Origin of the sequence: Streptomyces sp. P17 (assembly GCF_032436805.1) — a bacterium.
Taxonomy (GTDB): Bacteria; Actinomycetota; Actinomycetes; order Streptomycetales; family Streptomycetaceae; genus Streptomyces.
Genome location: NZ_JAVRBF010000002.1, coordinates 145,090 through 157,480, shown reverse-complemented (window position 1 = coordinate 157,480; position 12,391 = coordinate 145,090). Strand labels below are relative to the sequence as shown.

Annotated in this window: 8 protein-coding genes; 6 read left to right on the top strand and 2 right to left on the bottom strand. The window is 69.4% G+C overall.

The window, feature by feature from the left end; genetic code table 11:
- Positions 1-859: 859 nt before the first annotated feature.
- The 3 genes from RMT89_RS01895 to RMT89_RS01885 all read left to right on the top strand — a co-directional run bounded on the left by RMT89_RS01895 (position 860) and on the right by RMT89_RS01885 (position 5,801).
- Positions 860-2,608 (top strand): IucA/IucC family protein, encoded by a 1,749-nt coding sequence (locus RMT89_RS01895; protein WP_399497454.1) that lies wholly within the window; start codon positions 860-862, stop codon positions 2,606-2,608.
- A 117-nt stretch (positions 2,609-2,725) separates the two neighbouring features.
- Positions 2,726-3,541: a GNAT family N-acetyltransferase gene (locus RMT89_RS01890; protein ID WP_315882117.1), complete on the top strand. Its 816-nt coding sequence runs from the start codon at positions 2,726-2,728 to the stop codon at positions 3,539-3,541.
- A gap of 271 nt (positions 3,542-3,812) precedes the next feature.
- A complete protein-coding gene (locus RMT89_RS01885; RefSeq protein ID WP_315882116.1) occupies positions 3,813-5,801 on the top strand; it encodes an ATP-dependent DNA helicase in 1,989 nt (662 codons plus the stop codon).
- 147 nt (positions 5,802-5,948) lie between these two features.
- Here the strand turns inward: RMT89_RS01885 and lexA are convergent, their stop codons facing one another.
- The gene (gene lexA, locus RMT89_RS01880; protein ID WP_250079895.1) at positions 5,949-6,728 is read right to left on the bottom strand and encodes a transcriptional repressor LexA; all 780 of its coding nucleotides are present in this window, start codon (positions 6,726-6,728) and stop codon (positions 5,949-5,951) included.
- 576 nt (positions 6,729-7,304) lie between these two features.
- On the opposite strand from lexA, the gene nrdR reads away from it, so the two are divergent.
- Positions 7,305-7,862 carry a transcriptional regulator NrdR gene (gene nrdR / locus RMT89_RS01875; RefSeq protein ID WP_315882115.1) on the top strand — a complete coding sequence of 186 codons (558 nt, stop codon included), beginning with the start codon at positions 7,305-7,307 and terminating at the stop codon, positions 7,860-7,862.
- Between the two features lie 168 nt (positions 7,863-8,030).
- Positions 8,031-10,925 carry a vitamin B12-dependent ribonucleotide reductase gene (locus RMT89_RS01870; RefSeq protein WP_315882114.1) on the top strand — a complete coding sequence of 965 codons (2,895 nt, stop codon included), beginning with the start codon at positions 8,031-8,033 and terminating at the stop codon, positions 10,923-10,925.
- A gap of 67 nt (positions 10,926-10,992) precedes the next feature.
- Here RMT89_RS01870 and RMT89_RS01865 read toward each other — a convergent pair whose 3' ends face one another.
- A complete protein-coding gene (locus RMT89_RS01865) occupies positions 10,993-11,526 on the bottom strand; it encodes a TerD family protein (RefSeq protein ID WP_315882113.1) in 534 nt (177 codons plus the stop codon).
- 155 nt (positions 11,527-11,681) lie between these two features.
- Here RMT89_RS01865 and RMT89_RS01860 point away from each other — a divergent pair, with 155 nt between their 5' ends.
- Complete coding sequence (locus RMT89_RS01860) at positions 11,682-12,287, top strand: YdbC family protein (protein ID WP_315882112.1); 606 nt, start codon at positions 11,682-11,684, stop codon at positions 12,285-12,287.
- Positions 12,288-12,391 lie beyond the last annotated feature (104 nt).

Genomic DNA, 12,391 nt, shown 5'->3' with positions numbered 1-12,391 from the left:
CACCCGCGCATCCGACGAGCACACTCCGAGGGGTGCGGCAGTCCCGACCGACGCCCGCCTCTCCCAGCCGGAGCCGCCCGCGCCGCCGACCGCGTCGGTCCCCCGGCAGCAGGGGGCCAGCCCGGAGCTGGGCCGATCCGGCACCGCCGGCACGCCGCGAGGAGAGGCAGCCGGTCTTGCACCTGAGCGGACTCCCGCACAGGGCGGCGCACCCGACGCCGAACAGTCACCCCGCCCAGCCGCCGACCTCCTGGAGCACCCCGACCCCCACACCGCGGCCCAGGCCGCCGCCGTGGAGAACCTGCTCCGCTGCTGGGTAAGGGAGACCGGCCTCCCAGCTCCTTCCGACGGAACCCTCCGCATCCCCCTCCCCGCCAGCGGCACGGCCCTCGTCACACCGGTCCACTACTGGTCCCCGACGGGCTGGCACCGCTTCGGCCGCCCCCATCTGGCAGGCACCCCCGAACAGTCCCCGCCCGCCGACGCGGTCACGGTCGCGACGCTGCTCGCCCGGGAGATGCCGACGGGAGCCGACACAGCGAGCCGGACGCCGACGGGAGCCGATGCGTCCGGTGAGCTGCCGAAGGGCGTGGATGCGTCCGGCCAGTCGCTGAAGGGCGTGGATGCGTCCGGTGAGCTGCCGAAGGGCGTGGATGCGTCCGGCCAGTCGCTGAAGGGCGTGGATGCGTCCGGTGAGCTGCCGAAGGGCGTGGATGCGTCCGGCCAGTCGCTGAAGGGCGTGGATGCGTCCGGCCAGTCGCTGAAGGGCGTGGATGCGTCCGGCCAGCTGCCGAAGGGCGTGGATGCGTCCGGCCAGCTGCCGAAGGGCGTGGATGCGTCCGGCCAGTCGCCGAAGGGCGTGGATGCGTCCGGCCAGTCGCCGAAGGGCGTGGATGCATCCGGCCAGTCGCCGAAGGGAGTCGATGCAGGCGATCAGACGCCGAGCGCCCTCGATGCACCCGGCCAGACGTCGACGGGAGTCGACGCATCCGGCCCGCCAACAGCCGCCCCCTCCACGGCGCCGCCCGATGCCCCGCCGAGCCCGAGCCCGAGCCCGAGCCCGAGCCCGAGCCCGAGCCCGAGCCCGAGCCCGAGCCCGAGCCCGAGCCCGAGCCCGGGCCCAGGCCAGGGCCCCGCCTCCGCCGATCGCACCGACCTCGTCGCCCGTGTCGCCGACTCGGTCCGCCGCACCGCCCTGTTCATCAGCGACCGCAGGGAGCGGCCTGCCGACGGCCCCGACCTCTTCCTCAGCGCCGAACAGGCACTCGTCCTGGGGCACCCGCTGCACCCAGCCCCGAAGAGCCGCGAAGGCCTCTCGGAATCCGAAGTCCAGCCGTACTCACCCGAACTGCGCGGCTCCTTTCCCCTCCACTGGATCGCCGTCGCTCCATCCGCACTCGCCGCGGACTCGGCCTGGACCGAGCGCGGACGCCCCGTCGCTGCGCCCCAGCTGACGACCAGGCTCGCCGGGCCAGGCCTGCCGGTGCCCGACTCCTACGCGGCCCTGCCCCTGCACCCCTGGCAACTGCGCGAGGTCCGCAACCGCCCCGAGGCCGCCGCCCTGTTCGACGCCGGACTGCTCCGGGACCTCGGCCCTCACGGTGGCCCGTGGCATCCCACCTCCTCCGTGCGGACCGTCCACCGGTCCGGGGCCCCCGCCATGCTCAAACTCTCGCTGGGCCTGCGCATCACCAACTCCCGTCGTGAGAACCTCCGCAAGGAACTGCATCGCGGTGTCGAGGTCCACCGCCTGCTGCGTACCGGCCTGTCCAGGCAGTGGCGGGCCGCCCACCCGGGCTTTGACATCGTCCGCGACCCGGCCTGGCTCGGCGTCTACGGGCCGCAGGGTGAGCCGGTGCCCGGTCTCGACGTGATGATCAGGCACAACCCGTTCCATCCCGCCGTCGACGCCTCCTGTGTCGCCGGGCTCGTCTCGCCCCGTCCGCACACCGAGCCGACCACCGCCCTCGACGGCCATCGGCCGGCCTGGCGGTCCCGCCTCGCCCAGGTCGTCACCCGCCTCGCCGCGCGTACCGGCCGCCCCTGTGGCGCCGTGTCCGCCGAGTGGTTCCTGCGCTACCTGGAACACATCGTCCGCCCGGTGCTCTGGCTGGACGCGGAGGCGGGCATCGCACTGGAAGCGCACCAGCAGAACACCGTGCTTTTCCTGGACACGGACGGCTGGCCCAGCGGGGGCCGCTACCGCGACAACCAGGGCTACTACTTCCGTGAGTCCCGTCGCGCGGATCTCGACGCCCGGCTCCCCGGCATCGGCCGGCACAGCGACACGTTTGTCTCCGACGATGTGACGGACGAACGCTTCACCTACTACCTCGCCATCAACAACGTGTTCGGCCTCATCGGAGCGTTCGGCTCCCAGGGTCTCGCCGACGAACGGCTGCTGCTCGCCGCCTTCCGCCGCTTTCTCGGCGACGTGGCCCGCGGTTCCGCGCGGCTGCGTACCTCGCTTCCGGCTCGTCTGCTCGACTCCTCCACCCTGCGCTGCAAGGCCAACCTCCTGACCCGGCTGCACGGCCTGGACGAACTCGTCGGCCCGGTCGACACCCAGTCCGTGTACGTCACCATCGCCAACCCCCTTCATTCCTGAGCTACGCCGTCGGACGACCTGAACCGCCGAACCACCTCAAGCCCACTCCTTCATCACCGCAACTCCCCGCACTTCCGAGGAACATGACCCACTCCGCCTCATGAGAGGAGCGTCGCCGTGCCTCCCAACGACGCAAGCACCGACGCCGGTATCGACCCCGCCGCCTCCGCCGGGACACGCACCGACACGGCACCCGGTGCCTGCCCCGACGGGGACAGCGAGGACACGCTGGACCTGCGCCTGACCGACGAATTCCTCGCTCTGTTCACGGCGACGGAGGACGCTGAGGCTGATGCCTTCGGTGACGGGGCCGAAGGCACAGCCCAGCCCGCCCGGGCCGCCTCCGTCGTACCGACTGGCGACGACCTCCTCGACCGCGTCGTCGACTGGGGGCCGATCACCACGGATGCCGGCGTGCTTCAGCTCGTCCCCGTGCGCGTCGAACACGACCTTCCGCTCATCAGCCGCTGGATGAACGACCCCGCCGTCGCTGCCTTCTGGGAGCTGGCCGGGCCCCAGAGCGTGACGGAGGAACACCTGCTGTCCCAGCTCGTCGGGGACGGGCGCAGCGTGCCGTGTGTGGGCGTGCTGGACGGCACCCCGATGAGTTACTGGGAGATCTACCGGGCGGACCTCGACCCGCTGGCCCGCCACTATCCCGCCCGTCCTCATGACACCGGAATCCACCTCCTCATCGGTGATGTCGCCGACCGTGGGCGAGGCCTCGGCACCACACTTCTGCGAGCAGTTGCCGACCGCGCACTCGACAGGCGGCTCGCCTGTGCGCGCGTCATCGCGGAACCCGACCTTCGCAACACCCCTTCCGTCGCTGCTTTCCTGAGCGCCGGTTTCCGGTTCTCCGCCGAGGTCGATCTGCCCGCCAAGCGGGCCGCCCTCATGGTCCGGGACCGGGCCTTGCGCGATCTGCTGTAACGCCACGCTGCGGTGTCGTCACTTTTGGTACACCACTCGGGCGGCTGGGGTTCCCACGCCCGGTGGACCGATTTCAAGCCGCGCCGAAATCGGCGGACGGGAGTGGTCGGCAGTCCCGGGATACAGGGTCACCACATGACCCGCCCCATGCGCCGCCCCCACTTGCTGCATCCCACTCACCCCCACCCCCGAGGACCCCGGTCTTGATCCAGACCCCCGCCACCGCCGTGATCACCCGTTTGTCAGTGCCGGGCCGTAGGGTGGTTGCGCTATGACGAAGCCCTCACTCCCCGAACTCCTGCATGCTGCCGTCACTGCTGTCGGCGGTATGGAGCGCCCCGGCCAGGTGACCATGGCCGAATCTGTCGCGGAGGCGATCGACGACAGTTCCCATCTGCTGGTCCAGGCCGGCACCGGCACCGGAAAGTCGCTGGGCTATCTGGTTCCCGCGCTCGCACACGGGGAGCGCGTCGTCGTGGCGACGGCCACGCTGGCCCTGCAGCGCCAGCTGGTGGAGCGGGATCTGCCGCGCACGGTCGACGCCCTGCACCCGCTGCTGCGCCGCCGTCCGGAGTTCGCGATGCTCAAGGGCAGGTCGAACTACCTGTGTCTGCACCGCCTCCATGAGGGCGTTCCACAGGACGAGGAGGAGGGCCTCTTCGACCAGTTCGAGGCGGCCGCGCCCACCAGCAAGCTGGGCCAGGACCTACTGCGACTGCGCGACTGGTCCGACGAGACCGAGACGGGCGACCGCGATGACCTCACGCCCGGCGTCTCCGACCGCGCCTGGGCCCAGGTGTCCGTCTCGTCGCGTGAGTGCTTGGGCGCCACGAAATGCGCCTACGGCGCCGAATGCTTCGCGGAGATGGCCCGCGAGCGCGCCAAACTCGCCGAGGTCGTCGTCACGAACCACGCCCTGCTCGCGATCGACGCCATCGAAGGCGCCCCGGTGCTCCCGCAGCATGAGGTGCTGATCGTCGACGAGGCGCACGAACTGGTCTCCAGGGTCACCGGCGTCGCCACCGGCGAACTCACTCCGGGGCAGGTCAACCGAGCCGTGCGCCGTGCCGCCAAGCTCGTCAACGAGAAGGCCGCAGACCAGCTCCAGACCGCCGCCGAGGGCTTCGAGCGGCTGATGGAGCTGGCACTCCCGGGCCGTCTGGAGGACATCCCCGAGGATCTCGGCTACGCGCTGATGGCTCTGCGCGACGCCTGCCGCACGGTGATCTCCGCGATCGGCGCGACCCGCGACAAGTCCGTCCAGGACGAGGACGCGGTCCGCAAGCAGGCGCTGGCCTCGGTGGAGACCGTGCACGACGTGGCGGAGCGGATCACGAACGGCTCCGAGTGGGACGTCGTCTGGTACGAGCGTCACGACCGTTTCGGCGCTTCCCTCCATGTCGCGCCCATGTCGGTCTCCGGTCTACTGCGCGAGAAGCTCTTCGCCGACCGTTCGGTTGTCCTGACCTCGGCGACCCTGAAGCTGGGCGGCGACTTCAACGGCGTCGGTGCTTCCCTGGGTCTCGCCCCCGAGGGCACGGAAGGAGACGACTTCCCACAGTGGAAGGGCATCGATGTCGGCTCGCCCTTCGACTACCCCAAGCAGGGCATCCTCTACGTCGCCAAGCATCTGTCGCGGCCCGCGCGGGACGGCGACCGGGCGGACATGCTGGACGAGTTGACGGAGCTGATCCAGGCGGCGGGCGGGCGCACCCTCGGCCTCTTCTCCTCGATGCGGGCCGCTCAGCTCGCGGCGGAGGAGCTGCGCTCCCGCATCCCCGAGTTCCCGATCCTCCTCCAGGGCGAGGAGACCCTCGGTGAGCTGATCAAGAACTTCGCGGCCGACCCGAAGACCTGTCTCTTCGGCACGCTCTCGCTCTGGCAGGGCGTCGACGTCCCGGGCCCCAGCTGTCAGCTCGTCGTCATGGACAAGATTCCGTTCCCCCGTCCCGACGACCCCCTGATGAGCGCCCGCCAGAAGGCGGTCGAGGACGCGGGCGGCAACGGCTTCATGGCGGTGGCCGCGACCCATGCGGCACTGCTCATGGCCCAGGGCGCCGGCCGTCTCGTACGAGCGTCGGGGGACCGCGGTGTGGTCGCCGTACTGGATCAGCGGCTGGCGACGGCGCGGTACGGGAGCTATCTGAAGGCGTCACTCCCCGACTTCTGGTACACCACGGACCGTAACCAGGTCCGAAAGTCGCTGGCCGCGATCGACGCGGCGGCACAGGCGGCGGAAGCGCAGGCCGGAGCCGAGTGAGGGGTGGTTGGCCTGTCCCGCAGCCGGGACAGGCCAACCACCCCTGGGTGACCGAGCGTCAACCGGGGTCGGAAAAGAAACAGGGCCCCGGGACCGGCGCAGGGGTCCCGGGGCCCGGTCAGATCGGCGAGATCTGCCGCGCGGTGCTCACACGCGCCGCAGCACCGCCACCACCTTGCCGAGGATGGTCGCGTCGTCGCCGGGGATCGGCTCGTACGCGGAGTTGTGCGGGAGAAGCCAGACGTGGCCGTCCTCGCGCTTGAAGCGCTTGACGGTGGCCTCGCCGTCGAGCATCGCGGCGACGATGTCGCCGTTCTCGGCGACGGGCTGGCGCCGGACCGTGACCCAGTCGCCGTCGCAGATCGCGGCCTCGATCATCGAGTCACCGACGACCTTCAGGACGAAGAGCTCACCGTCACCGACCAGCTGCCGGGGGAGAGGGAACACATCCTCTACGGACTCCTCCGCGAGGATCGGGCCACCGGCGGCGATCCGGCCGACCAGCGGGACGTAGGACGCGGCGGGCTTGCCGGCGGTGTCCGTGGGCTGCACGGAGGCGGCTTGGTCGGAGCCGCGCACCTCGTACGCGCGCGGGCGGTGCGGGTCGCGCCGCAGGAAGCCCTTGCGCTCCAGTGCCATCAGCTGGTGTGCGACCGAGGAGGTGCTGGAAAGGCCGACGGCCTGGCCGATCTCGCGCATCGACGGCGGGTAACCGCGCCGCTGCACCGAGTCCCTGATGACCTCGATGACCCGGCGCTGCCGGTCGGTGAGCCCGGAGCTGTCCGCCCGGATTCCTGGAGGTCGGCCCGGCAGGGAGCGCTTGTGCCCCTCGGGATTCGCGGCTTCGTTCATCGCATGCACCGGCTCGAGTCGGCCCTGGGAGCGGTCCTGGGCAGTGATGGTGGCACTGTCTGCGGTGGTGGTCACGTCGGCCCCTCTCGATGGTCTCCCTGCTGGACAACGGTAGTTGCTTTCGAAAGGTTGCGCCAAACACACGTTCGAGTGAAAAATCGCGGTTCACCTGACGCGATCATGTGTCTGGGTGTATGGCTAACGCGGCGCCTGGCGGACAAAGGGGCCCATTGCTGTACTCTTCACCGCCGGATGACGACCTCGTGGGTTGTTGCCCCAGTCTGCCATCCAACGCCTGGCCGACCGTGACCTGGTCCCCATCTCTGCGGGAGTCCCACGACGCCTCCCTGTGGCGCTCACGGTATCTCCGCATGTGCCGTAACGGTACGGCTGTGCACCCACGTGTTGCCGCGGGACAGTGTCCACGTGGTGCGGCCCGGTGAGTTCAGTCCGTACGGGCGCGACACGCGCGCGTGGCGTGTATGTATGAGCCAATCCCCACATCTAGTGGTTGGATTGCAGTAGCAGCCCAGAAGTTGTGGTCCCCCGGGTCTTCGGACTCCCGGCCATCGCCTATGCTTGGGGCTGCTTCGAGGGGCCCATGAGGTCCAGCGAGGCTATTGAGTCTGCTGTGAGGAGGGTTGGGAGTTCATGCACTGCCCCTTCTGCAGGCACCCCGACAGCCGTGTGGTCGACAGCCGTACGACCGACGACGGCACGTCGATCCGCAGGCGCCGCCAGTGCCCTGACTGCTCCCGTCGTTTCACGACCGTGGAGACGTGCTCGCTCATGGTGGTGAAGCGGTCCGGAGTCACCGAGCCATTCAGCCGTACCAAGGTCATCAACGGCGTGCGCAAGGCGTGCCAGGGACGACCTGTCACCGAGGACGCACTCGCCCAGCTCGGCCAGCGGGTCGAGGAGGCGGTGCGGGCCACCGGGAGCGCCGAGCTGACCACCCACGACGTGGGGCTGGCCATACTCGGCCCGTTGCAGGAGCTCGACCTCGTCGCCTATCTGCGATTCGCCTCCGTCTACCGGGCGTTCGACTCGCTTGAGGACTTCGAGGCGGCGATCGCGGAACTCAGGCAGACGGAACGCCCCGCCGCGGACGACGACGACCGCGACGACGCAGGAGCGGGGAGCCAGGAAGACGAGCGCGGGCCCGGAGGGACTGCACAGGTCCCCGTGCCCGCCAACGCCGCCGACTGACCGGCGGACCGGAGCCGGAGATCCAGCACTCCGGGATCCATCCGCGCGGCGGCGACCGAAGACCTGTTGCGGGCGGCAGCGAGAGATGCCCGCAACACCAGACAGAACACCGTGCCACGGGAACATCGGGGCACTTCAGGGCGTTTTAGCCCGTACCAGGGAGGCGGCATGACAGAGACGGCGAGCGGTCCGGCACGAGGTTCCCGAGCCAAGGGCACCAAGGCGACCAAGGGACTGCGTATCGAGCGCATCCACACCACCCCCGGCGTGCACCCGTACGACGAGGTCCAGTGGGAGCGTCGTGACGTCGTCATGACCAACTGGCGCGACGGCTCTGTGAACTTCGAACAGCGCGGCGTCGAGTTCCCCGACTTCTGGTCGGTGAACGCGGTCAACATCGTCACCAGCAAGTACTTCCGGGGTGCCGTGGGCACCCCGCAGCGCGAGGTGAGCCTCAGGCAGCTCATCGACCGCATCGTGAAGACGTACCGGAAGGCGGGTGAGGACTACAAGTACTTCGCCTCGCCGGCCGACGCCGAGATCTTCGAGCACGAGCTGGCCTACGCCCTCCTGCACCAGATCTTCAGCTTCAACAGCCCCGTCTGGTTCAACGTCGGCACGCCCCAGCCCCAGCAGGTCTCCGCCTGCTTCATCCTGTCCGTCGACGACTCCATGGAGTCGATCCTCGACTGGTACAAGGAAGAGGGCATGATCTTCAAGGGCGGCTCCGGCGCCGGCCTGAACCTCTCCCGTATCCGCTCCTCCAAGGAACTGCTGTCCTCCGGCGGCAACGCCTCCGGCCCGGTCTCCTTCATGCGCGGCGCCGACGCCTCCGCCGGCACCATCAAGTCCGGCGGTGCCACCCGCCGCGCGGCCAAGATGGTCATCCTCGACGTCGACCACCCCGACATCGAGGACTTCATCCAGACCAAGGTGAAGGAGGAGGAGAAGATCCGCGCCCTGCGCGACGCGGGCTTCGACATGGACCTGGGCGGCGACGACATCACGTCGGTCCAGTACCAGAACGCCAACAACTCCGTCCGCGTGAACGACGAGTTCATGAAGGCGGTCGAGCAGGGCGGGAAGTTCGGCCTCCGCGCGCGGATGACCGGCGAGGCCATCGAAGAGGTCGACGCCAAGTCCCTGTTCCGCAAGATGGCCGAGGCCGCCTGGGCCTGCGCCGACCCGGGCATCCAGTACGACGACACCATCAACCACTGGCACACCTGCCCGGAGTCCGGCCGTATCAACGGCTCGAACCCCTGCAGCGAGTACATGCACCTGGACAACACGTCCTGCAACCTTGCCTCGCTGAACCTGATGAAGTTTCTGAAGGACGACGGCAAGGGCAACCAGTCCTTCGAGGTCGAGCGCTTCGCCAAGGTCGTCGAGCTCGTCATCACCGCGATGGACATCTCCATCTGCTTCGCGGACTTCCCGACCCAGAAAATCGGCGAGAACACGCGCGCGTTCCGCCAGCTCGGCATCGGCTACGCCAACCTCGGCGCCCTGCTGATGGCGACCGGCCACGCCTACGACTCCAACGGCGGCCGCGCCCTCGCCGGTGCCATCACCTCCCTGATGACCGGCACCTCGTACAAGCGCTCCGCCGAGCTCGCCGCGGTCGTCGGCCCGTACGACGGCTACGCCCGCAACGCGCAGCCGCACCTGCGGGTCATGAAGCAGCACTCCGACGAGAACACCAAGGCCGTCCGCATGGACGACCTGGACACGCCGATCTGGGCCGCCGCCACGGAGGCCTGGCAGGACGTGCTGCGTCTCGGTGAGAAGAACGGTTTCCGTAACTCCCAGGCGTCCGTCATCGCCCCGACCGGCACCATCGGTCTGGCGATGTCCTGCGACACCACCGGTCTTGAGCCCGACCTCGCGCTGGTCAAGTTCAAGAAGCTGGTCGGCGGCGGCTCGATGCAGATCGTCAACGGCACCGTCCCGCAGGCCCTGCGCCGCCTGGGCTACCAGGAGGAGCAGATCGAGGCGATCGTCGCCCACATCGCCGACCACGGCAACGTGATCGACGCCCCCGGCCTCAAGCACGAGCACTACGAGGTGTTCGACTGCGCCATGGGCGAGCGCTCCATCTCCGCGATGGGCCACGTCCGCATGATGGCCGCGATCCAGCCGTGGATCTCCGGCGCCCTGTCCAAGACGGTCAACCTGCCGGAGTCGGCGACCGTCGAGGACGTCGAGGAGGTCTACTTCCAGGCCTGGAAGATGGGCGTCAAGGCGCTCGCCATCTACCGCGACAACTGCAAGGTCGGCCAGCCGCTCTCCGCGAAGACCAAGGAGAAGGAGAAGGCCGAGGTCACGGAGAAGGCCGAGGCGACCATCCGCGAGACGGTCGAGAAGGTCATCGAGTACCGCCCGGTCCGCAAGCGCCTCCCGAAGGGCCGCCCCGGCATCACCACCTCCTTCACCGTCGGCGGCGCCGAGGGCTACATGACCGCCAACTCCTACCCGGACGACGGTCTCGGCGAGGTCTTCCTGAAGATGTCGAAGCAGGGCTCGACCCTCGCGGGCATGATGGACGCCTTCTCCATCGCGGTCTCCGTCGGCCTCCAGTACGGCGTGCCGCTGGAGACGTACGTCTCGAAGTTCACGAACATGCGCTTCGAGCCCGCCGGTATGACGGACGACCCGGACGTGCGGATGGCGCAGTCGATCGTCGACTACATCTTCCGCCGTCTGGCGCTGGACTTCCTGCCCTTCGAGACGCGCTCCGCGCTCGGCATCCACTCCGCAGAAGAGCGTCAGCGCCACCTGGAGACCGGTTCGTACGAGCCGGCCGACGACGAGGTCGACGTCGAGGGCCTGGCCCAGTCGGCGCCGCGCGCCCAGGAGCTGAAGGCGGTCGCCACGCCGAAGGCCGAGGTCGAGGCGGCCAAGCCCGGCCCGCAGCAGGCCCACACCAGCGCCGAGCTGGTGGAGATGCAGCTGGGCATCCAGGCCGACGCCCCGCTGTGCTTCTCCTGCGGCACGAAGATGCAGCGGGCGGGCTCCTGCTACATCTGCGAGGGCTGCGGCTCGACCAGCGGCTGCAGCTGATCAGCAGTCCTTGACGAGGAGGGGCGCCGACCGTGGGTCGGCGCCCCTCCTTCGTCGTGGGCCGTGCTCAGGGCCGGTGCGTCTTGCCCATGGTGCGGGTGAAGGTCGCGGGGTCGTCTTCGTAGCCGTGGATACCGGGGTGGAAGTCCCAGGTGCCGTCCTCCTGGCGGGCGAACTCCGCGACCGTGGCGGCCGTAGCACCCAGGACGCTGCCGAAGTCGTCCGTGGTCAGGTCGGTGTAGCCCTCGCGGATGCGCAGGCCCGGGTTGGTCACGCTGACGAAGGTGCGTCGCGCGGAGCGCTGTTGGATGACGACGCCGACCACCACGCGCGCGTAGCGGTTGTCGAGGCGGTTGAGCTCCACCGTCATGACCTCGTCCCAGCCGAAGCCCTTGCCGTCGTGGCTGTCGCGGTTGAGATAGATGGTGCCGTCGGGGGACCGGCTGTCGAAGTGCACGACGAAGGCCGGATCGCCATAGGGGTCGCTCGCCAGGTACGTCCCCGCGACCAGATCGAGGTCGGTGGGCGGCTGCCCCGCGGGACTCGGGTCCCACTTGAGCGCGATCTCGACCTTCCGGATCCCCTTGTTGAGGCCGTTCACCAGACTCCCCTTCCCCGTTCGCCATCCGCGTGCGGCCTGAACTGCCCGACAGACAGGGCCGATTGCCCATCCTGCCACGCGCGCGCGTGCCCTTGCGGAAGAGCTCTCGCGGCGAGGGCGGCCGGCGCCACGCTCCGTGGCCTTACCATGGCGCGGTGCTGGTCAAGTGGATTCGCTGCACCGTGGTGGACCGCCGCGGTTTTGAGCGGGGGCAGCGAAAGTGGGCGGGGCTTCTGGGGGAGCCGGGGTTTCGGGGACAGGGCGGTGGTTGGAGCCGGGGACGGCCGGGGGTGGCGCACATCTTCGCCTTCTGGGAGAGCCGCGCCTTCTACGACTCCTTCATGGCGCGCTCCCACGACCGGCTGGCGGCGTCCCAGTCGGGCACGTTCAAGGACGCCCAGGTCAAACTCTTCGACCACCGGTTCGATGTGAAGACCGGCTTCGAGCCGCGTTTCACGGACGCCGATCTGTTGCGGGTCGCACACTGCCGGGTGCACGAAGAGCGTGCCGAGCACTTCACGCTGATGCAGGAGAAGGTCTGGAACCCGGCGATGGCCGGCTCGCCCGGCATGGTCCGCGGACTGTTCGGCGAGGCGCCGGGCCACGAGTTCCTCGTACTGTCGATGTGGCTGTCCGCCGCCGAGCACGGCAAATACCGGGCCGAACGCGTCGAGCGGCTGGCCCTGCGGGCCCAGACGGAGGCGGACGTCGCCTCTCTCAGCGGCGACATCGTGGACCTGGAAACCACCTGGACGGTGTGATCATCACGCGCATCTCCGGATGGATCGCTCCCGGAAATGTGTGACCTACGCCGTATGGAGCCCGTACGGGTGCTCGATGGGCCGTCACCCGATCTAGGGTTTTG

Excerpts from the sequence above, each read along its gene's own strand:
- RMT89_RS01885 (WP_315882116.1), top strand. The coding sequence starts at position 3,813 with ATGACGAAGCCCTCACTCCCCGAACTCCTGCATGCTGCCGTCACTGCT.
- nrdR (WP_315882115.1), top strand. The coding sequence starts at position 7,305 with ATGCACTGCCCCTTCTGCAGGCACCCCGACAGCCGTGTGGTCGACAGC.
- RMT89_RS01870 (WP_315882114.1), top strand. The coding sequence starts at position 8,031 with ATGACAGAGACGGCGAGCGGTCCGGCACGAGGTTCCCGAGCCAAGGGC.